At 62.1% G+C, this 19,167-nt stretch carries 22 protein-coding genes and 2 pseudogenes; 9 read left to right on the top strand and 15 right to left on the bottom strand.

What is annotated here, in order from left to right; all coding sequences use genetic code 11:
• Window positions 1–536: hypothetical protein (locus tag D573_RS15020; protein WP_038039921.1), on the bottom strand; the 536-nt coding region annotated here is incomplete at its 3' end.
• Window positions 533–1,564, bottom strand: a complete 1,032-nt coding sequence (locus D573_RS0113035) for a YafY family protein (protein ID WP_018939064.1) — start codon at window positions 1,562–1,564, stop codon at window positions 533–535. The genes D573_RS15020 and D573_RS0113035, both read right to left, overlap by 4 nt.
• A 186-nt stretch (window positions 1,565–1,750) precedes the next feature.
• On the opposite strand from D573_RS0113035, the gene D573_RS0113030 reads away from it, so the two are divergent.
• From D573_RS0113030 to D573_RS0113020, 3 genes are all read left to right on the top strand, one after another.
• Window positions 1,751–1,942, top strand: coding sequence for a hypothetical protein (locus D573_RS0113030; RefSeq protein WP_018939063.1), 192 nt, complete (start codon window positions 1,751–1,753; stop codon window positions 1,940–1,942).
• Between the two features lie 466 nt (window positions 1,943–2,408).
• Entirely contained in the window at window positions 2,409–4,217 is a 1,809-nt protein-coding gene (locus D573_RS0113025; RefSeq protein WP_018939061.1) for an ATP-binding protein, read from the top strand.
• Between the two features lie 53 nt (window positions 4,218–4,270).
• Window positions 4,271–5,248 carry a sensor domain-containing diguanylate cyclase gene (locus tag D573_RS0113020; protein WP_018939060.1) on the top strand — a complete coding sequence of 326 codons (978 nt, stop codon included), beginning with the start codon at window positions 4,271–4,273 and terminating at the stop codon, window positions 5,246–5,248.
• A 143-nt stretch (window positions 5,249–5,391) separates the two neighbouring features.
• Here the strand turns inward: D573_RS0113020 and D573_RS14615 are convergent, their stop codons facing one another.
• The 4 genes from D573_RS14615 to D573_RS14865 form a co-directional block, all read right to left on the bottom strand.
• Window positions 5,392–5,718 (bottom strand): hypothetical protein, encoded by a 327-nt coding sequence (locus D573_RS14615; protein ID WP_155984864.1) that lies wholly within the window; start codon window positions 5,716–5,718, stop codon window positions 5,392–5,394.
• A gap of 430 nt (window positions 5,719–6,148) precedes the next feature.
• Entirely contained in the window at window positions 6,149–6,775 is a 627-nt protein-coding gene (locus D573_RS0113010; protein WP_018939058.1) for an outer membrane protein, read from the bottom strand.
• Between the two features lie 130 nt (window positions 6,776–6,905).
• Window positions 6,906–7,538 (bottom strand): hypothetical protein, encoded by a 633-nt coding sequence (locus D573_RS14470; RefSeq protein ID WP_081618769.1) that lies wholly within the window; start codon window positions 7,536–7,538, stop codon window positions 6,906–6,908.
• Window positions 7,539–7,696: 158 nt separating this feature from the next.
• Entirely contained in the window at window positions 7,697–7,981 is a 285-nt protein-coding gene (locus tag D573_RS14865) for a hypothetical protein (protein ID WP_018939057.1), read from the bottom strand.
• 198 nt (window positions 7,982–8,179) lie between these two features.
• On the opposite strand from D573_RS14865, the gene D573_RS0113000 reads away from it, so the two are divergent.
• Window positions 8,180–8,416: a type II toxin-antitoxin system HicB family antitoxin gene (locus D573_RS0113000; protein ID WP_018939056.1), complete on the top strand. Its 237-nt coding sequence runs from the start codon at window positions 8,180–8,182 to the stop codon at window positions 8,414–8,416.
• A 15-nt stretch (window positions 8,417–8,431) separates the two neighbouring features.
• Here the strand turns inward: D573_RS0113000 and D573_RS0112995 are convergent, their stop codons facing one another.
• The 3 genes from D573_RS0112995 to D573_RS0112985 are packed head-to-tail and all read right to left on the bottom strand — an operon-like array spanning window position 8,432 to window position 10,358.
• Window positions 8,432–8,827 (bottom strand): hypothetical protein, encoded by a 396-nt coding sequence (locus D573_RS0112995; RefSeq protein ID WP_018939055.1) that lies wholly within the window; start codon window positions 8,825–8,827, stop codon window positions 8,432–8,434.
• Window positions 8,824–9,420 (bottom strand): cyclin-dependent kinase inhibitor 3 family protein, encoded by a 597-nt coding sequence (locus tag D573_RS0112990; RefSeq protein ID WP_018939054.1) that lies wholly within the window; start codon window positions 9,418–9,420, stop codon window positions 8,824–8,826. Before D573_RS0112990 ends, D573_RS0112995 begins: the two co-directional genes overlap by 4 nt.
• Window positions 9,417–10,358, bottom strand: a complete 942-nt coding sequence (locus D573_RS0112985; protein WP_018939053.1) for an ADP-ribosylglycohydrolase family protein — start codon at window positions 10,356–10,358, stop codon at window positions 9,417–9,419. The genes D573_RS0112990 and D573_RS0112985 overlap by 4 nt, the downstream gene beginning before the upstream one ends.
• 355 nt (window positions 10,359–10,713) lie before the next feature.
• Between D573_RS0112985 and D573_RS14715 the strand changes: the two genes are divergently transcribed.
• The 3 genes from D573_RS14715 (at window position 10,714) to D573_RS0112970 (ending at window position 12,688) form a co-directional block, all read left to right on the top strand.
• Complete coding sequence (locus D573_RS14715; protein ID WP_196800926.1) at window positions 10,714–10,875, top strand: hypothetical protein; 162 nt, start codon at window positions 10,714–10,716, stop codon at window positions 10,873–10,875.
• A 77-nt stretch (window positions 10,876–10,952) separates the two neighbouring features.
• The gene (locus tag D573_RS0112975; RefSeq protein WP_018939051.1) at window positions 10,953–11,948 is read left to right on the top strand and encodes a hypothetical protein; all 996 of its coding nucleotides are present in this window, start codon (window positions 10,953–10,955) and stop codon (window positions 11,946–11,948) included.
• Window positions 11,945–12,688, top strand: a complete 744-nt coding sequence (locus D573_RS0112970) for a DUF3320 domain-containing protein (RefSeq protein ID WP_018939050.1) — start codon at window positions 11,945–11,947, stop codon at window positions 12,686–12,688. The genes D573_RS0112975 and D573_RS0112970 overlap by 4 nt, the downstream gene beginning before the upstream one ends.
• 710 nt (window positions 12,689–13,398) lie before the next feature.
• Here the strand turns inward: D573_RS0112970 and D573_RS0112965 are convergent.
• The 3 genes and pseudogenes from D573_RS0112965 to D573_RS0112960 form a co-directional block, all read right to left on the bottom strand.
• The gene (locus D573_RS0112965) at window positions 13,399–13,680 is read right to left on the bottom strand and encodes a helix-turn-helix domain-containing protein (protein ID WP_018939049.1); all 282 of its coding nucleotides are present in this window, start codon (window positions 13,678–13,680) and stop codon (window positions 13,399–13,401) included.
• Window positions 13,677–14,026, bottom strand: a pseudogene (locus D573_RS14465) (type II toxin-antitoxin system RelE/ParE family toxin). The gene D573_RS0112965 and the pseudogene D573_RS14465 overlap by 4 nt, the downstream one beginning before the upstream one ends.
• A 163-nt stretch (window positions 14,027–14,189) precedes the next feature.
• Complete coding sequence (locus D573_RS0112960; protein ID WP_018939048.1) at window positions 14,190–14,858, bottom strand: SOS response-associated peptidase; 669 nt, start codon at window positions 14,856–14,858, stop codon at window positions 14,190–14,192.
• Between the two features lie 272 nt (window positions 14,859–15,130).
• Between D573_RS0112960 and D573_RS0112955 the strand changes: the two genes are divergently transcribed.
• Together D573_RS0112955 and D573_RS0112950 are read left to right on the top strand one after the other, a co-directional pair.
• Entirely contained in the window at window positions 15,131–16,471 is a 1,341-nt protein-coding gene (locus tag D573_RS0112955) for a helix-turn-helix transcriptional regulator (RefSeq protein ID WP_018939047.1), read from the top strand.
• A complete protein-coding gene (locus D573_RS0112950; RefSeq protein ID WP_018939046.1) occupies window positions 16,465–16,938 on the top strand; it encodes a hypothetical protein in 474 nt (157 codons plus the stop codon). The genes D573_RS0112955 and D573_RS0112950 overlap by 7 nt, the downstream gene beginning before the upstream one ends.
• 305 nt (window positions 16,939–17,243) lie before the next feature.
• Here D573_RS0112950 and D573_RS0112945 read toward each other — a convergent pair.
• From D573_RS0112945 to D573_RS14710, 3 genes and pseudogenes are all read right to left on the bottom strand, one after another.
• Window positions 17,244–17,636: pseudogene (locus D573_RS0112945) on the bottom strand (hypothetical protein); the annotation flags it as partial.
• 28 nt (window positions 17,637–17,664) lie between these two features.
• Window positions 17,665–18,759: an IS3 family transposase gene (locus tag D573_RS0112940; RefSeq protein ID WP_018937667.1), complete on the bottom strand. Its 1,095-nt coding sequence runs from the start codon at window positions 18,757–18,759 to the stop codon at window positions 17,665–17,667.
• Complete coding sequence (locus tag D573_RS14710) at window positions 18,756–19,160, bottom strand: transposase (RefSeq protein WP_018937668.1); 405 nt, start codon at window positions 19,158–19,160, stop codon at window positions 18,756–18,758. Before D573_RS14710 ends, D573_RS0112940 begins: the two co-directional genes overlap by 4 nt.
• Between the last annotated feature and the right edge of the window lie 7 nt (window positions 19,161–19,167).

Here is a 19,167-nt window from a genome sequence, read left to right as displayed (position 1 = left end):
TCGGTCGCGTGCGCCTCGCTGAACAGGTCATGCCCTCGCACACATCGGGTCTGCGTCGCCCAGACGGTGAAGGCCCCGTCGTGGGTTTTGTCGCCGCACACTTCTTCCGGGCACGTCACGACATCATCGCATTGCACACAGCGAAGCTCTCCCGCGATCGCCGAAACCATTTGCGTGAACCGACCGCGCAGTTCGGACCAAAACGCGTCCGGGAGATCGATGATGGCGTCGACACGATCGTCCGCGGCCTGCAGCCATAACCGAAAGGCCCGACGAGTCCCGTCCGGTCTTGCCGCGACTACAGGCGGGTCACGTTCTTCCAGCCAGTGCTTCAGGTCGCGGGCGGAAACAATCCATTCACAGCCGACGGGTGACTGCCCCTGCGGGGGTGACAGAAGCCGAACACGGCGGGTGCACCGCGGAAGCTCCAGCAACAGATTGCCCACGGTCCATGCCCGAATGTCCTCGCGCGTTGCCAGGCGCCTGCGACCGGACAAGCGCGCCCAACTGTTGCGCAAGGGACGGAAGGCTCTCATGCGGGATCCTTGGTGCGGTAGGCCAGACGGGCGGATTCCAATTCCTGGGCAACGGCGTCGCGCAGTGACGGGGGTCCAAGGACCTCGACGCCCGCCCCCAGACCCAAGAGCCACCACTTGAGCCGGGCGGTGTCGCGCACGGTGGCCGTCACACGCGAGGTGCCGTCGGGACCCCGCTCAATGAGCTGGTCTTCCGCCAGGCGGGCCTCGTGGAGGTGGTAGGCAAGGTCCGCATTTACCCGGAGTTCCAGGGAGATGACATCACCCTCGGGATAGTCGAAGGCGCCGTTGCGGATGATCTGGTCGAGGTCGAACCCGCCCTCGGGATCGCGGGCGGGCTGATCGGTCAGGGCCGCGGCCTCGATACGGTGGGCCGCCAGATGCACGACATCCTGATGCGGTTCCATCGTGGCCAGCAAGTAGGTAACCGGTTCGCGGAACACGAGTGCCAGCGGATGGATCCGGTGATCCTTCACCCGCCCCTTCGAACGGGAACGGTAGGTGATATCGAGGCAGCGGCGTTCCAGCAGGCCCTGCTGCAGGACCAGGAACACGCCGTCCGGCATCTCGGGCGGAGTGAGCGGCGGACCGTTGGAAAGGATGCGAACCCGCTCGGGCCACAGGCTCAGACCGGAGGCTTCGCCGGCGGAGTCCAGGACTTCCCGGGCGCGGGCAGCCTGCGGCTTGAGTCGCGCCCGGGCCGAAGGCGGTAGCAGTTGTGCGGAATGCGCGTCCAGGATCTGGAGGGTCAGGGCCGTTTCCGGATCCATCGCCGGCACGTCTTGCAACGGCGCCTCGGACAGCCAGTACCAGCCGTACGGGCGGTCCCGTTCATCCCGACCCAGCGGAAGGAACCCAGACAGGGCCTCCAGATCCCGTTCGATGGTACGCAGCGTGGTGGAGAGCCCACGTGTCTGGAGGCGTCCGACAAGATCCGGTGCGCTCACTCGACGGGGCTGCCGCGGGATCATCCCCAGCAATAACATCCGGCGCTGCAGCGTGGCGCGCATTCCCTGCCCTTCCGGCATCCCTTCTCTCCTGTCGCCCGGTCCGTTAAATGCCGGTGCATTTGCCGCCACCTTATCCCACACCGCCCTCATGGCAAACCGGCCCCCTGCCGTGCCGTTTCCTCCCAGTACATCGCATCGGGGCGTCAGGTCATGTCGCACAAAGGTGCCAGACTGATGAAAACGTCACCGGATCAGGAGGTCGCCATGAGATGGATCGTGATCGGAATCGCATGCCTGTTGGCAGGGTGCGCCGCGACGGTGCCTGCCGGATTCGGCAAGCCCTCCATCTATGACGCCGACGGGAACCGCAAGGGCTACATCACCGAAGGCGCCGCCCTGGGTCAGAAGCAGGTCCGCGATACTCGAGGCGTACTGCTCTACGAGGTCCGCGACTGATCGGGCAACACGCATTCGCCAAGGAGTACGTGGCCCATCCCTATAGAGAAACAAGGACGGTCCTTCCGAATCTGCCATGCGTCAAACTCTGTCGCCTTCCTGGATGAAGCTGGGGCCTCACTAGATCCAGGAGTGCTCCATGCCCTTGAACCTTCGTCGTCGCCTACGCAGGCACCGCATGCGATCCAGCCGTCCATCCCCCTCGAACGACGTACGAAACATGAGAACTCTGTGGAGCCTGCGAATCCTTGCAACCGCCCTGCCGCGGGATGCGAGCGACAATCTGGGTTCCTTGTCAAATAGAGGCGAACTAAAGGGAATCGGCATACACCTCGACGAAGAAGACGAGGATGATCATCTGGCCTTGGAGCAAGCCGTTCAGGAACGCCTTCAGGCATTCGAGGCCGATGAATCGCGGCTCCAAGACCGCGCGATCGCGCGGAACATCCGGATCCTTGCTGAACCATTGGGCCTGAACGACACCGAATGCGAAATCCTGGAGTTTCTCACCCTATATACGTCCAACTACAGCTTTGAAAAGCTGTTATCCGAAGTTCGCGAATCCTGCGACCTGGCCTCGGCAGAAATCGTCGCGCTCGCCCTGAACCGGACCACGGGGGATATCCAGAACGCCCTCTCACACAGCGAAACCCTGGTCCGTTCTGGCCTTGTCAGGGTGTCGTCGTCCAACGGGCGCGATCTCGGGTTCGATTTGCTGGACAGCCTCGCCTCCCAACTGCTCGGAACGTTGGACTCCCCCGACCGCATCTTCGCGGGGTTCTTCCGTGACGCGCCCGTTCCCGAGGAGAATCAACTTGCCCTGTCACACCTCGAACCCGATATCGAACGAGTCAAGGCGCTGCTCCTGCAGGCGGCCGGGGATGGCGTTCAGGGCGTCAACATCTTGTTGTATGGGCCTCCAGGGACGGGGAAGACGCAGATCGCACGCCGCGTCGCCTGCGAAGCCGAGCTACACGCACGGGATGTGAACCACGAAGATGACGACGGTAGCCCCATGGAACCGCACCGTCGGCAACGCGCCTACCAGCTCTGCCAGTACCTGTTGCGCCGTACCAAGGATGCCTTGATCGTCTTCGACGAAATCGAGGATGTGTTCGACGCCAGTTCAGACGCGGCGCAGTTTGGCGGCCACCATCGCTCGAAAAATCGCGGGAAGGCCTGGACCAACCAGATGCTGGAGGAAAATCCCGTTCCGGCGATTTGGATCACCAACCATTGGGATCAACTGGACCCAGCGTACCTGCGCCGTTTCGACTACGCGCTCGAGGTAGGGCACCCACCACGTTCGGTCCGACGCGCACTCCTGGCGCGCGCCTGTGAAGATCTCGACGTGACCGAGGCCTGGCTCGATTACACGGCCGGGAGAGACGCCCTGACCCCTGCCGAGATCAGCCGCGCCGCCCGGGTGGCACGGCTTCTACGTAATGGCCCGGATGCGCCGGAATTGGTTATGGCGAATCATCTTGACCAGCAAGCAGAACTTCAGGGGCGCCCACCAATGATCACGCCCCGTGGGCTGGATGCACTGGATTACGGCCTCGAATATCTCAATACCGACACGCCGGTCGAGGCCGTCATCCAGGACCTGGTCGCTGGTGGGCAAGGCACCCTGCTGGCGTATGGCCCACCAGGCACCGGCAAGACAGCGCTGGCTCATCATCTTGCCGAACACGCCGACCGTCCGCTGCGCAAGCGCACCGCCTCGGAACTGATCTCGCCATACGTGGGGGTGACCGAGAAGAACCTGGCCCAGGCTTTTCGGGAAACGCGGAAGGAAGGGGCCGTTCTGTTACTCGACGAGGCGGATAGCTTCCTCACGGCTCGGTCCCGGGCCCGCCAGACCTGGGAGATGACACAAACCAATGAACTGCTGGTCCAGATCGAGGCCTTCGACGGCATCCTCATCTGCGCCACCAACTGCCTCGAAGCCCTGGACCCGGCCGCCCTGCGCCGCTTCGACCACAAGCTGGAATTGCGCCCACTGGATCACCAGCAACGCGCGCAACTCTTCGACCAACTGGTCTCGCGACTCCAGCCGAGCGATGCAGACGATCGTGCCGCGCTCGATACCGCTCACGCCATCGTACGCCAGCTCGACAGCCTCACTCCTGGCGACTTCGCGACGGTGGTGCGAAGCCAATCGCTCCGGAGCACGCCAAGCGCGGGCCTCACGTTGCAGGCACTTGCCAACGCCCTGGTCGCCGAGCATCGCATCAAGCCCGGTGCGGGCGCACGACGGGCCGGCTTCGCCTGACCCAAAACCGCCAACACGTAGCAGCACGGATTGCAGAGGCCAAGGGACGCCAAATGGATGACATTCAGGATTCGACGGAAACTTCCACTATCGCCGCCCTGAAGGCAGAAAGGGATCAACTACTCACACTCCTGAAAGCCCTACCCGACATTTCCTTCGTGCTGGACGCGGAAGGGCGGTATGTGAAGGTGCTCGGCGGGGCCAATGAGGCCATGTATGCGAGCGGCAAGTCTCTGGAAGGCTATACGCTCGCGGATGCCCTTCCGCCAGCGGTCGCCGAGGCATGTTTGACCCACGTGCAGCAAGCCCTGCGAACCGGAGAGATGCAAACGCTGGAGTATCAGCTTCGCGTTGCCGATGTGACGCTGCTTCCTCGATCCGTTCGGGATACCGGCCACCACCAGGCCGAGCAGTGGTTTGAGGGGCGCGCCTTGCCGCTGCCCAGCTACGATCACCCGAAGCCCGTGGTCCTCTGGGTCGCCGTCAACGTCACGCCGCGCAAGCAACTCGAACAGTACTGGCGCGAGGCAGCCTACACGGACCCCCTTACCGGCATCGCCAACCGGCGGGCCCTCTTCGAGCAGGCCGAACATGAAATCGAACGGGCTCACCGCCACCACCGTCCCCTTTCGCTACTCGTCCTCGACATCGATCACTTCAAGACGATCAACACCCAGTACGGTCACGCCCAAGGTGATGAGGCTCTGCGCCAGTTCACACAGTGCTGTGACCGCCTGTTGCGCGATACCGATCTCATGGGGCGCATCGGCGGCGAAGAGTTCGTGATGCTCCTGCCGGAAACCGATCAGTTGGGCGCTGAACAGATCGGTGCGCGCATCGTCGAGGCAATACCAACCCTCGACGTGCCGGGGATGAACCACGAGCACAGGATGACCGTATCGATCGGAGCCGCGACGCGGCTCGAAGGCGAGGGGTTCGAGGACCTCCTCGTTCGGGCCGACGACGCATTATCAACAGCGAAACGTTCAGGTCGAAACCGACTACGAGTGGATCAAGCGGCGACCAGATAGAAGCCATTCTCAGATGCGACTGCTCAATATCGGCTTTCAGCCCGGAATCGCTCGCTCATTCGTCCTCCGCCTTCCGTATCGTTCCACTCAGATGCTGAGTCCGAATGGACGACCTCACACACCCGCTATACGATCACCAACAGCTAACCACCGAGGGGTTCCAATTGTTGGTCAAGATGGATGCGCCAGAACCCTTTCACTCTATCCTCCTCCCAGTATCCTTCCAGCAGCTTGCTGTTCGGAAATCGGTGCAATGTTGCTCCTCCAGTTTCTCCAGGTCTATTCGCCAAAGCCAATATGAAGTGACCAGGAGCATCAGCCGTTCCGGTATACTGATAGTTCTCCCCTTCAAGATCATATGAGACGATAATCTGATCGCGCCCAATCGTAACCTTGCATGGGGCGCGCAACGTTGCTTCATCACTGGTGTAGTAGACCGTATCCATGGATCCATCCCAGATCTCTTTCATTTAAATTCTCCCTGAAAGTAAATCGCCAAAAATCTCATTGCCCACCTACACTGCCACCCGACTCAAAAACCGACCATCTCACTCTGGACTCTCTTCCACGCTCATCCGCGCCCACCGGACGGAAGCCGGACAGCGCCTCCCTATCCCAATCGGTGGGCACAAGGTGTTCGACAATCCGTGCATTTGCAGGTGTTCGACCAGTTCCGGTGCGCTCAAACGGCGGGACTGCCGCTGCAGCGTGGCACGCATTCCGTTGCCCTGACTCATCTCCGGCTCCCTGTTCATCCGGCGTAGGCTCCAGCCCCCTGTTCAGACTGACAGGCGACCTGCCCCAACGCAAAACCGGGAGATGGCAATGACGCCACCTCCCGGTATCGGATACCGCTCGGCACGGTCATCCCACATGCGCACGAAGGCGCGATTCGATCCGTCAGAACCGGTAGCCAAGCCCGAACTGCACTCGGGTCGCACCGGGGTCGATCTCCAGGTCGCCATACGACTCGCTGCTGTAGGCGGTGTAAGACACCTCGCCCCGCATGAACCATCCGGTATCGCGCTGCACTTCCACGCCCGCCCCAATCCTCGGACCGTTGATGCGGTCGGTATCAGAGCCGTTCACGAAGCCCGGACCGCGCACGCTGCTGCGGACTTCCGTTTGCTGGTAACCCAAAAGCCCGTAGACGAGCACGTTGTCGCTCACCAGCCCGCCGATACGTCCGGTGACGCCGTAGCTGTGACGGGCCTCGACACCCGCAGTGCCTTCGCCGTCGATCGACACCGTAGCATCCGCATCCTCGATCTGGGCGTCGATCTCCACGCCACCGTAGACACCGCCGCTGGAGACGCCACCGTACCCCGCAAACAGGCCTCCGACGGCCCCGGTTCCGCTGAGACCGGTCAGGCTGCCCAGCCCGCTCAACGAGGCATCGATGTCGTAGGACGCCCCGCCCACCTGACCGCCAATGTAGCCACCGTCAAAACCGGAGGCCTGAGCGGCCGTGGCGCCGAGGCCCAGAATCGCGATGAGCCCGGCGGTCGTGATGATCCGTTTCTGCATGTCGATCTCCCTAGTCTGAAAAAATCACCCGGATGCGGGCGGGATTCAGAGACTGAAGGAGAAAGGCGACCATCCCTGACGCCTGGAAATAGAGCCCTGACATCGGACTACGAACCGCACGCGAATGCCGCTATTCCCCAAAGAGGCAAATCGTCATCGGTTCTCCACCTGTTATCGACAGCGGTGCGGCCAGAACTAGGTCGGATCCTTCGGAAAGGTTTCGGGTTACGGATTGCGCAACCATATCCACCGTTGCCGGAGTGACGGTGGCATCCACCGGAAGCACCACCAGAGCCGAGGACACCGGACCACACCGGCTCACCTGTGCGGTGAGATATCTTTCGACGTCCTCCGTATCGCGCTGTGCTCTGGGGGCCGGATACTCGGCCAGTACACCCACCCCACCAGACGCCGGAAGCACCGAGAACACATCGGCCGCATCGATACCCATCATCCCCGGGGAGAGCGCTCGCTGAAAAAATCCGGCGACCTCCGAGGAATGGGCGCGCGGGAACCGAATGCGCTTGGCGCGTGGCTTATGCCCGCGAACATGGATCTCGGCAATGGACCCACCAAGGCCGTCACGGTCGTCCTCCAGTCGGAGACTCAAGGCGGCGCGGCCACATCGCGCTAAACCTCGCTCGCTTGCCGAGGTAGCTGGATGGCTCTCAAGAACAGCGAATGGCCCGCTTCCAGGTTGCTGGACCCATAGCGTCCAACCGCCATCGCCATGTTCTACAACGCGGCTCTCGAAATCTTCCACTTCATCCCCCTTGAATCCATTCCAACCACCCAGAAGCCATCCGAGAACCCACTGCTTGGTTCACAGGCGGCCGCGTACGTGGGGGCGCTACCCCGTTCCACTCCCGAACCAGGGACCGTCGTTCGTGGGTTCAGGCATTTGCCACCTGCCCACCCTAATCAGTCGATCTGGCGCAGGATTCGACTATCCGTTCCGCCAATATACGTAGGTGCCGCGCCCGGTCCCTCTTCTACCGTCCCCAGGATCCGTCCGTCCGGGGCACGAATGTACGTCGGCCCGAACCGCTTTTGGTCGACGTATCCCGTGATCCGGCCATCCGCCTCGCGGATCAAGGGCTGGCCCACATGGTGACTATTGCCCGAGGGGAGCGTCGGAGTCATGCAGCCTGCAAGCAAGGCCAGCACAAGCGGGGCAACACCCCGGGCTAGGCGCTTCGTCTTCATTGGCCTCGTGCTACGGCTGAATGCCTTCCCAGCATCTCACCCCAGTGCGTCGTTTTCTGTCGCCCAGGTTTTGTATCGTGTCGTATCGGGTGGAACGGAATTCATTCCCCGGTCCCGCGACCGCCCTTCAAAATCGGTCTCGTGGGTCACCGGAAAGACAGCCTTATCGACTGTTGACGCTAGACCAGGAGCATTGCGATGAACGCACAGCATTACCCCGTCCGCATCGAGCGCGACGCCGCTGGACGGTACCTCGCCACCTGCCGTGACGTACCGGAGGCGCTCACCGACGGCGCTGAACGTGATGAAGCCAAGACCGAGATGGCCGATGCGCTGATGGTTGCGCTGGAAGGCTACCGGCTCGACGGCCGCCCGCTGCCCCCGGCTTCGCGCCCGGAACCGGGCGAGGTGCTGATCCGCGTGAAGGCGGATTGATTACCCGAACCCGGCCTAGTCGCGGATGGCCGTGATAATACCGTCCTCGACCCATACGAACGCCGCGCGCTGTCCCTGCCGATACTCCCATCGCTCTTCGGCACCGCGAACGGTCGTTAGCCGCCGCACCCTGCGTGGCGTACCACAAAGTTCGGCGAGGTCCGACGCCTTGTCCCCAGGCTCAAAGGATCGGGAGGGACGAAAGCAGGCGGCAAAGCGCTGCTGCTCGGCACGCCGTTGTTCTCGCTCGTCCTGATTCGGAAAGTCGCGGCGCTTGGCGTCACCGGTACAGGGGGCATCGGCGTACTCGACCCCCTGCGGCGTTTCGCACTTGAAGTAGCCGTCGGCGGGCGCGGGTGAGCCGGCCACCCACAGTGCACACCCGAGCCAAACCACCCACGCACGGCTCATCCACCAAGCTCCCCTGGGAGTGTCTCGTTGAACCCGCTCGCGTACTGCCCCACCGCTACCCGTTCAAGATAGCGCTCCTGCGCATGGGACTCGATGGCACCCGGTCGCGCCTGACGGACCTGTTCGATGGCAGCCACGGGCGGCATGCCCTGATCAATCAGGAGCCGGGCCGCCACGGTGCCGGACCGGCCCAGACCGCCTTTGCAATGCACCACCACGCGCCCACCCACATACAGCGAGCGGTGGATTTCCGGCGCCAGGGCCTGCCACCGATCATCCCACCGCGCATCGGGAGCGGCCATGTCGGGGATGGGAAGGTGGTACCAGGTCAGCCCGGCGTCACTGACACAATCGCCCAATCCCGGAACACTCAATTCGACCAATTCATCGATTGTGGTGAGGGTCACCACGGCGGTCGCACCCCAGGTCTTTATCCGCGTCACATCGGCCTGAAGATCCCGGGCCCAGGGGCCGGTCATCGCCTGCATTTGTTGCTTGCCGGGGCAGAACGTGACGCCGATGACGCCACCCTCCGCAAGCGGGATCTCGGCAATTTGCAGCGGATGGCTAGCACTGGTCCGTTGGGTGGTCATTCAGTGCCCTCCGTAGATCGGGCATCGCTCACCCCCGCAGGGGCCGCATCCGCGAGCTGTAACAATGCATCTCCGAGTCCGGCCAGACGATCGTGCTGGCTGAGCCGGGCGCGCCACTCCTCGGGGATGCCCGCCTCCCCGTAGAAGACCCCGGCCAACTGGCCGAAGATCGCGGCGGTGGTGTCGGCGTCATCGCCCAGGTTGGCCGCCATCAGGGCCCCTTCCCGAAAATCGCGGCTTCGGGAAAAGGCCCATAGTGCGGCCTCAAGACTATCGGCCACATAGCCCGTGCCGCGGATGCGGGGCGGATCGTTCTGCCGGAATGACCCCTGCGCAATCGCCTCGACCCGAGGCGCCAGCGCGTCCTGCGCCTCGAAGCCCGGCAGCCCGCGCCAGGGACGTTCCAGGATCTCTTCCCGGCTCCAACCCTCGAGAGCGGCCAACGTATAGGCCGTCCACAAACGACAGGCATCCAGGCACTCACGTGCACTATGCGTCGTTCCCGAACTCGCCTGCGCCGCCACGTGTGCCTGAACCGGTGTGCGCCGATAGGACAGGGGGATCGGCACCAGCCGCATCAAAGATCCATTGCCGGCGGTTTGTGGGTCTTCCGAGCCGCTCATGGGGTCGCCGGAATCCTCATAGCGATGGAGTGCCGCGCGCACCGTGTTCCCGATATCGAAACACCGTCCCGTACTGCTCGCGTACCCCTCCCGCCACCACCGCACGTACCGATCCATCTGGTCGTGTGCATCGAACCCGTGGCAGTGGACCAGGCTCTCGGCCAGGCAGATCGCCATCGAGGTATCGTCCGTCCATTGCCCCGGCTGCAGACCAAACGGTCCACCTCCGACCATATCGGTAATGGGTGTGAAACGGCCGGGACGCTGGAACTCCAGGGTGGTACCGAGTGCGTCGCCGCATGCCAGTCCCAGCATAGCGCCCCGGTAACGGTCTTCGAGTGTTGGCATGCCCCGCCTTCTTCTTGCTGGTTTGATGGAACCCGGACGATACACGCGCGTGATTGCGGCCGGTCAACGGCGTCTTCGCTTTGTTGATAGCACACGCAGGCGTCATCCCCTGACGCGTCACCGTGCACTCGGCCGTGTCAGTATCGTGGTCCGGCCACCGGACATCACTGCCGCGCAATCCGGCGTCCCATGACCCTCAAGGTCAAAGCCGCCCCCTCAATCGCCACATCTAGCGCCCGGCCGGTAGCATGCATGCCCAGGGGTGAAGAACGCCCCCCACACACGAAACGCCACCGCCACGAATCAAAGCATGGAGCGCAACATGGACGATAAAGAGCAGGAGCGGGGCAAGGAGCTGGAAGAGCAGGAACGCCAACAGCGCCTGGAGAATATGCAGAGACGCAGCGACGGCCAGATGGGTGTCGGGTTCGATGTGCTGTATGAACCGAACCAAGACGAAGGCGAAAAGAAGGACGGCGAGTGAAATCCGAATGCAGGGCTGAGCGCTTCAGGCATGCAAGCCTGCATGGTTGCCAGACCCCGAGCTGACGGGAGCCGACCATGACGATGCTGAAGGTTGGCGAAAAAGGCCGCGACGGCCGGCAGAAGCGCATCGAGCACACCGGGCGCTATCTGCGAGCCAGTCGTACTGGCGGGTTGTCGCTGCGTGCACAGACGCGGGCCGCCGGCATCAACCTGACCGGCAATACCAACCACGGCGTGCGGGTGTCTACGCGACTGGCGAAAAACACCCAGGTCGCCTTCCAAAACGGTCGCTTCATCCTGCGCGGACGCTATGGATCGGATGCGGCCAAGTTCAACCTGTCGAAGTCGGGTGTCACCGTCTCCACCAAAACCCCAATCGGCTCGTTCAACTGGATCCGGCCGGGGCGCTCGTCAGCCAAGATTGCGGGAGTTCAACTGCGCGGGCACAACGCAGCCGCCATCCAGGGGATCTTCGCGCTCTTCGCCAGCGTTTACTGGCTCTTCGGTGGGGTACTGCGACTCTTCGCGGGGCTTATCGGCGGGATTGGGCGGCTCGCCACCGCGGCCCAGGCCCGACGGCAGCTTGCGGAGGAGGAAGCGGCACGGCCTCAGTTTCAGTTGGACACAGTCCGGGCACTTGGCGAGCAGGCTCTGGCCGAGCACGGGGTGGACCCTTCGAGCTGGTCCAGCCGGGATCAGCTTGCGGCCCTCGCCTTTGCGTTCCTGGCCCTCGGCCGCGGGGCGGCAACGTTGCCACAGCGGTCTAGCGATAATAGCTCGACTTCAGCGGCTGAGGCGGCCTTGTTCGAGGACATGCAGCCCGCCGCCGAGCACTGGCGAATCTGGGTGGGACCCCTGCCGCCCGAAGACATCGAACCGGCCATGGGGATCGTGACGATCCTGGCCCGGAGCCTCATGCAGACGGCCGATTCGGAGGGGCGCGGCGAGGTCCTGCTGGCCCTGGATGACGCCTGCCTGCGCGATGGGCCCAAGACTCTGCTGCAGGAAGCGATGATCGACCTCACCGCCGAGGCCATGGGCGTGGAGCTTGTCCTGGAGGGCGAGCGATGAGCGAAACAGACCATGGGGCCCTGGATGCCCTGGCCCGGGTGCACCAGCATTTCATCCAGACCCCAGGCCCGAATGAGACCTGCGCGGCGTGGCGTTCGTATTGTCGTGACCGTGGTTGCGAATGGGTGACGACGTGGGACACGCAGCCCTACCGGGAAACCGAGACGAATGATCTTGCTCTATCAGGGCACGACCGGTTCGACGACATCCCCCAGGAGGCACTCGATCGGGCTCTATTGCAGATCGTCGACACCGAAGGGCCGGTTCACCTCGTCATCCTCACCCGGCGCCTGCTGGAGGCCGCAGGATTTTCCCGGGCAGGTTCCCGAATCCAGGCGCGCATCCATGAGCGTCGCGCCGCCCTGGGTGCGCAGGACTTGATCCGCCTGGAGGATGAATTCTCTGGCCGTGACGAACAGTTCGCGGTGCCCTGCCTGCGTGACTGGACGGGGCTCCCGGACGCACTCCGTCAGCTCGACCACGTCCCTGATACCGAACTGACGCTATCGCTGGTTCGCACGGTGGCCGAAGCCGGCACACTCGACCGCGATACCGCCATGAACGACGCCCTCCACCGGATGGGGTTCATCCGACTGACGGACAACGCGCGGGACCGGTTGCAAGCACCGGTGGCGCAAGCACTCGAACGCGGTCTGCTTATCGAACGGAAGGAGATCCTCGAAGCCTGCGCGAATGCATTCAGGAGGCCCCGGAGAACGGCGAAACCAAAGCGAACTTAGGACCGCCCCCTTCTCTGCTACGGAGTACGAGTTCGTCCAGACAGCTAAACGCGCTTTATGGCGCACGAGCCAGACGTTGCCGAAATGTCACTCTCGGAGGTCTGGATCAGCGACCATGCACAACGTCACAGGGGAGAATGTCGACGCAGAGGCAAGCCCGTCCCTATCAGTCAACGATGCTCCCATTGAAGCGTACAACCGTGCCGCCGGTTTGGGAGCGTCTGGATCAGAGCAAGCAGTGTTCGACGGCGGGCAAGGCCACGGCGCCAGCGATTCGGGAGCGGGATTACTGAGCGCCTGGATTCGCAGAAACTCGCGGCACAGCCGACCAACCGTCTCCCGAAACCCTCGGGACAGCGGTTACGGAGAGGGGATCAGCGCCGGCGCTCGAGCCAAATCGCCAAGCCCACAACTAATGCTGTTCCAACCGCAATGAGACCGATCAGGATATAGGTGCTCATGCTGCCTCCTGGGCGTGTCGCACGTAGGACCCCAGATTACGCTCCAGGATATCCACGGAGATAGCGATGGGGACAGAAACGGGATTCTAGAGCGACCCAGCGGTCATCGCGACGATGATTGGGAGCAACACTCAATCGGCATCCTTACTGGAGTCTCGAGAGCCACCTACCCCATGGATCGCTGGACTACCCACCCATAACACGGTAGGCCGACGCTAGAACTTTTGCGATCAAAAGAGGCGGACACAGCTACGCGGCGTCGAGGACCCGCAACTCAACGTGCAAGCCGGCGGCCGCTGCCATGTTCACCAGGGCATCGAGGCTAAACACGTCGATCTTTCCTCGCATCAGATCAGAAACTCGCGGCTGCGTGACTCCGAAGAGTTTCGCGGCCTCGCCCTGTTTCATTTCCGAGCCAACGAGATGGTCCTTGAGGGCCCTCATCAGAGCGGAACGCAGCTTCAGGTTCTCCGCTTCTTCCGGGGTGTTCTCAATCGCATCCCACACACTGTTGAATCGGTGCTCGGTCATTGGCCTATCTCCTGCAGCAAATCGCGATAACGCTGAGCGGCTAACTCCAGATCGCTCTTGCGGGTCTTTTGTGTCTTCTTCCAGAAGCAATGCAGCACGTAAACCGCACCCCGAACTTGGCGACATAGAGGACCCGAAATGCTCCGGCCTCGTCTCGGACCCGGATTTCTCTGACACCCTTCCCCACGGACTGTATCGGCTTCCAGTCGTCGGGGTCTCCTCCATGCTGGATTTGGTCGATCTGGTGCCCGGCCTCCCTTCTTGCCGACAAGGGGAAAGCACGGAAATCGTCCAGTGCCGTCGCTCGGAACACGACCGGCTTGGGGCCTGAACCGGACATACTCATAGCCTATACAAATTTTTGTATCTTTGCATCAAGCCTGGGGCTCTCGCTGATTCACTCGGACTTGGACGAACGCTTCGGGATGCTCTGCTCCTGCAACATCCAGAGAAAGACAACGGCTGGGAGATGCCCCCCAGCGACGGGCCTCGGGCAGGCAAACGGTTGATTAAGCCCGGTCTACGGGATCAAGCAACGACCGATCATCATTCGCCGGCCGATTCACTCGGGTGGAAACTGGATACGCCCGCAAAGCGGAAGGCGGCATACGGAGAGTGATATGGCGGACCTGCTCGCGGTCGGTGATCTCGGGATCGAGCCAATCCCATCGGCATTCGGCGTCGAGCGCGAGTGGCTGCCGGTCGTGGATCTGCGCCAGGTGCTCGGACGCAGGCTCGGTGATGATCGCGCAGCAGGCCCCGCCGTCGGTGGTCGGTTCCCAGATGCCGGCCAACAAGAGCACGTCCTGCGGCGCGTTGTCGGTCAGCGTAATGAAATGCGGCTGCTTGCCCTGTTCGGTCTTTTGCCACTCGTACCAGCCATCCGCCGGGACGATGCAGCGCCGATGCGCGAAGGCACTGCGGAAATACGGACTGCTCGCGACCTTCTCGGCGCGGGCGTTGATGGGCTGCGGCCCATCCGTTACCCGTTTGGGCCGGAACCCCCAATGCATCGGCTGAAACGCGGCCGGTGTTTCCTCCCCCGCCCGAAAGACTTCGACATCGGTGCCCGGGGCAACGTTGTACCGAGGGGCATCCAAGCCCACCTCAATCCGGATCTCAAAGTATCGCCAGGCCAGTTCACTGGTGGCCGAGTAGCGCGCGAATCGTCCGCACAAGTCGTTAGCTCCTCATACATCCAGCGCAAATGACGGACTGGCCCCCGGTTCAGCGACGACCATAATCGCATGCCCCTCCGCAGACGAGGGACCTCCAAACCCTAGCGTAGGCCTTTACCTCGAACGCATCGAGAGTTCTGAGAGCGCTGCTCTATTCGCGAGACCAGCGTCTAGGACAGAAAAAATCTTAAACGATGTGTTGCTGCCAATTGACACAGGTTTTTCACGCGCCTATCTTTCGTTCAACAGACCAGTCACCAGGACCGCAAACCATGCCCAAAGGGATTCGACTCGACACCCAACGGCTCCGAGAACTCCGCCAGATGGAGGGCGTCACCCAACGCCGAGTGGCATTGGATACCTCGTCAATCGCCGAAGAAAAAATGACCGCGGAACAACAGCGTAGTCGCGAAACAACGTACCAACGGATCGAGCGAACCGGACGAGTGACGCCAAAGGTAGCGGAGCGGATTGCGAGGTACTTTGGGGTCGACATCGACGACATCCAGGGAGCCCATCTAAAGCATTCATCTCGTGGAACCTTCGGTCGTTTGGCCGGGCGGATTCGAGTCGCAATCGAGCATGGCATGCAAGACGACACCTGGCTCGCACGGGTTAAGGCCTTGCAGGAAGAAGACCCCGAACGCAGCGACTTGTTTTGGCTTGACCATGCACTCGACGGAGACATCAGTGCCGCAACATTCGCGGCAGCGTCCTATTACGAAAAATTCCTTCTTGCGGACCACAACGAAGAGCGTAATACGCTCTTGAGCACACTGGGGATATCCATTCCCGACCACCCCGAGAGCTTATCCGTCGATGGACACTGGTTTCTCTTGGCCCCTTGGATGGAGGAACCCGGACGCATTTTCCTTGGCACAGTAAACCTTCTGAACAGCGGGGTTGAACCGCTACTGAAGAAGGTAAGTTCCACGGCCATACCCAGAATTCACATCGAACCAATAAACCGCGATGCCAGTGGAATTCGACTGCTTATTTTCACCGCGACTGCTTCGTCCCCACATTGGATCGAGATCCGTCGCTGCCTTCCTGCCACCCAAGAGGGCCCCAACGGTATCCGTTTCCCGAATCTCCTATCCCGTGATCGGAAGATGCTGGATATCTTCATTAGGGACTTGCTGCAACGATACTCCTGGACGATCACTGACCCTGAACAGCCTGATCCCGTTTGTGCGCCCTTGAGTCTCGTTTTCAACGTTCTTGGTCAAACACCGACCACTCTCGACCTACCGGAATCGAACCGGCTCGACGCCCCGTTCTTTGATGCCTGCGTCATCAAGGGTCCCCGTGTAAGTCTCCGACATCCCCTTGCCCACCAGATCTGCGACGACCTGCTTCCGAAACTCGAGTCCTGGCTGCATCAGCAGGAAGAGAACGGTTGGACCTACACAATCGACCCGAGCCACAACTCCCCGGTTCTCAAACTTACTTTAAAAAAGAAAAATGAATTCGCCGACCTAGAAATAGGCCTTACAAACACCCCACCCCAGAGCGAAAAAGGAGAGAAACACCACCATCACCCTTGGCCCATAATTGAACGAACGCTAATAATTGAAAACCTGAAATCGAAAAACGGAGAACGATCATGTTAGATCCCTGGGTGCAGAACCTTGATTTCTCTGGTATCAAGAACAAGATGCGCGACCCCCATGAGGGAAACAACTGGAGCGAATCGACCCTTGAATTTGCCGAACAGGAGTACCGGCGCTTCCTTACGCTGTGCCTTCTCGAACCTCATTTAGATGTAGTGCCGAGCCGTCTCGTTGACGAGTTTTGGCACAATCACATTCTCGACACTATGGCGTATCAGGATGACTGCCAGAAGGTTTTTGGAGGGTACCTCCACCACTACCCGTATCTCGGGCTTGGATCGGCTGCAGCGCGCCGCGACCTGGACGCTGCGTTCTCCCGGACCGTTTCCGCGTACGAAACTCATTTCGGGCCCTACCCCGAAGACCGGCTCGCGGCCACACGTTGCGCGGGGCACGCTTGTCATGTTCCGTCGGCGTGCGCATGCCGTGTTCCGGGTACATGCAAGAACAATCAGGTTCCCGCGTGACCTTAATGAGACAGATGACTAACAACAAGGACGTCAACGATTATTTAAAAAAGTGTATCAAGATCGGTGCTACATATCGTAACGGGAAGAAACATGGGAAGCTCCATCTTCCCAACGGAAATTTGGTCGTGATCGCCAAGAGCCCCAGTGATTCCCGGGCAATACGAAACATACAAAGCCAGATTCGTCGCTCTTGGAGTCGCACCCCGTAGAGCGCGGACACAATCCTCCCTGGCCTCGCTACTCAACAGCGTGGCCGGGGTTTTATGCCAAACAGGGGGTTTCGGCATGCAGAGGTCTTCTATTCAATCCCAGCCATTTGTGATCGCGCCCCGAGCGCGCAACCGAAGGCGGCGGGATTCTGCATTCGGTCCAGGCTTCAGGCGTTCCGCGTACGCGAGCGCCCGCTCCCAGTCCCGACGCTGGTGTTCGTGGAACTTGGCCAGTGCCTCCAGTGCCTCCTGAACGCCCCGCTCGGCCAGCGCTTCCCAAACGGGCACCGCCTGGTCGAATCGCCCCTCTCGCCGCCATTCGCGAGCGAGCCATAGCAGGCCCGGCGCCGACAGGCTCTTTTGGTGGCGTTCCAGCAGCCGCCGAGCCGCCGCGGGGCCATCGAGGCGCTCCATCAGGCGTGCTGCGCCCTCGACCGACGCCCCATGGACGTCGGGCTGCGCCAGGACGCTGGCCAGCGCCGGTCCCGGAACCTGTCAACCTGTTTTGAACACGTCACGCGGAGGATAACGTATTGTCTACCCGTGCCCTGGCGGCGCTCAGGGTTGGGAAGTTCACGCCTAACGACTCACCGGTGTCAGCCGCTTCGGGCGTTACCGGGTTGATGGTCACCCACTCGGGTGGTCGTGGGGCGACTGGGGCGCCCTGGACGAAGCGCTCGGGGTGACGGCGGTATTGGGCGTCTAGCGCCTGCTGGCGCTGCGCATGGACGAGCTCGAAGCGTCCGGTGAAGACCTGCTCCGGGGTGTAGCCGCCGATGCCGCTGTGGTGATGTTGGAAGTTGTACCAGTCGAAGTACGCCTCGCACCACTGACGGGCGTGGGACGCGTTTTCGAACCGGCCCGGATAGTCCGGCTGGTACTTCAGCGTCTTGAACTGGCCCTCGCTGAAGGCATTGTCGTTGCTGGTGCGCGGGCGGCTGTGGCTGCACACGATGCCCAGCTCATGCATCAGATCGAGATAGCCATGGGCGGTCATGGGGGCTCCCCGGTCCTGATGCAGGGTGAGCGAACCCTGGGCAATGGCGTAGCGGGCGGCCGCCTCGCTCATCAGTTGCTGAGCCAGGGTGCTGTTCTCTTTGCGTGAGACCATCCAGGCGAGCACGTAGCGGCTGTACAAGTCCATGACCACGTAGAGAGACAGGTAGGGGCCCTGGCCCGTGGTCGGGAGCTTCGAGATGTCCCAGGTCCACACTTGATTGGGGGCCTTGGCCAGCAGGCGCGGGATGGCGTGGTGCTGAGCCGGCCGCTGGTTACGACGCTCCCGGGTGGCCCTGTCCTCGGCCAAAATGCGGTAGAGCGTGCGCACGGAGCCGATGTACTCACCCTGCTCCAGCAGGTCACAGTAGATCTCATCCGGCGGCTGGTCCTGATACGCCTCGCTGTACAGCACGTCCCGGGCACGTTGGCGCTCCTCGGCGCTCAGGGCGCGCGGTTGCACGAATTCCTTGCGGGAGCGGTTGGCGGCCCGCTGCTCTTCACTGAGCCCCTCCCGCTGGCGCGCGTAGACCGTGCTGCGATTGAGCCCGAGGGCCCGGCAGGCCGCCGTCACGGACAGGCCCTCGGGCCGTTCGGTGACGACCTGGTTCACACAGAGCTCCCATTGTTCACGTGATCGAGCAGTGACAACGTTTTTTTTTGCAGATCAATGCATGCCTCGGCGGTCTGCAGACGCTTGCTCAGCTTGGCATTCTCCTTTTCCAGCTGCTCGATGCGCCGCTGCTCCGGGGTCGTGCTTGCGGCCGGACCGGGAGCAGACTTGGAGAGCCCTTCCGGACCACCAGCGGCCCGTTCGCGGCGCCACTGGTTGAGCTGGCTGCTGTACAGACCCTCGCGTCGCAGTAGCTGGCCCACCTCGCCCCGCTGGCACTGGTCGGCCTCGGCGATGATCTGCAACTTGTACTCGGCGGTAAAACGGCGGCGTGTCCGCCGCTCTTGTTTCGGGTCCGGGCTCACCTGAGACTCGGGTAACTCACTCGGTGCCTTCGGCATCAGTCGG

The sequence above is a fragment of the Thioalkalivibrio sp. AKL9 genome (assembly GCF_000377825.1).
GTDB lineage: Bacteria > Pseudomonadota > Gammaproteobacteria > Ectothiorhodospirales > Ectothiorhodospiraceae > Thioalkalivibrio > Thioalkalivibrio versutus.
Note: the sequence above shows the minus strand (reverse complement) of the source record. Positions and strands in the feature narration are given on the sequence as shown.

Coding starts and splice junctions, on each gene's coding strand:
- D573_RS0113035 (WP_018939064.1), bottom strand. CDS start 1,564: ATGCCGGAAGGGCAGGGAATGCGCGCCACGCTGCAGCGCCGGATGTTA.
- D573_RS0113030 (WP_018939063.1), top strand. CDS start 1,751: ATGAGATGGATCGTGATCGGAATCGCATGCCTGTTGGCAGGGTGCGCC.
- D573_RS0113020 (WP_018939060.1), top strand. CDS start 4,271: ATGGATGACATTCAGGATTCGACGGAAACTTCCACTATCGCCGCCCTG.
- D573_RS14615 (WP_155984864.1), bottom strand. CDS start 5,718: ATGAAAGAGATCTGGGATGGATCCATGGATACGGTCTACTACACCAGT.
- D573_RS0113010 (WP_018939058.1), bottom strand. CDS start 6,775: ATGCAGAAACGGATCATCACGACCGCCGGGCTCATCGCGATTCTGGGC.
- D573_RS14865 (WP_018939057.1), bottom strand. CDS start 7,981: ATGAAGACGAAGCGCCTAGCCCGGGGTGTTGCCCCGCTTGTGCTGGCC.
- D573_RS0113000 (WP_018939056.1), top strand. CDS start 8,180: ATGAACGCACAGCATTACCCCGTCCGCATCGAGCGCGACGCCGCTGGA.
- D573_RS0112995 (WP_018939055.1), bottom strand. CDS start 8,827: ATGAGCCGTGCGTGGGTGGTTTGGCTCGGGTGTGCACTGTGGGTGGCC.
- D573_RS0112990 (WP_018939054.1), bottom strand. CDS start 9,420: ATGACCACCCAACGGACCAGTGCTAGCCATCCGCTGCAAATTGCCGAG.
- D573_RS0112985 (WP_018939053.1), bottom strand. CDS start 10,358: ATGCTGGGACTGGCATGCGGCGACGCACTCGGTACCACCCTGGAGTTC.
- D573_RS14715 (WP_196800926.1), top strand. CDS start 10,714: ATGGACGATAAAGAGCAGGAGCGGGGCAAGGAGCTGGAAGAGCAGGAA.
- D573_RS0112975 (WP_018939051.1), top strand. CDS start 10,953: ATGACGATGCTGAAGGTTGGCGAAAAAGGCCGCGACGGCCGGCAGAAG.
- D573_RS0112970 (WP_018939050.1), top strand. CDS start 11,945: ATGAGCGAAACAGACCATGGGGCCCTGGATGCCCTGGCCCGGGTGCAC.
- D573_RS0112965 (WP_018939049.1), bottom strand. CDS start 13,680: ATGACCGAGCACCGATTCAACAGTGTGTGGGATGCGATTGAGAACACC.
- D573_RS0112955 (WP_018939047.1), top strand. CDS start 15,131: ATGCCCAAAGGGATTCGACTCGACACCCAACGGCTCCGAGAACTCCGC.
- D573_RS0112950 (WP_018939046.1), top strand. CDS start 16,465: ATGTTAGATCCCTGGGTGCAGAACCTTGATTTCTCTGGTATCAAGAAC.
- D573_RS14710 (WP_018937668.1), bottom strand. CDS start 19,160: ATGCCGAAGGCACCGAGTGAGTTACCCGAGTCTCAGGTGAGCCCGGAC.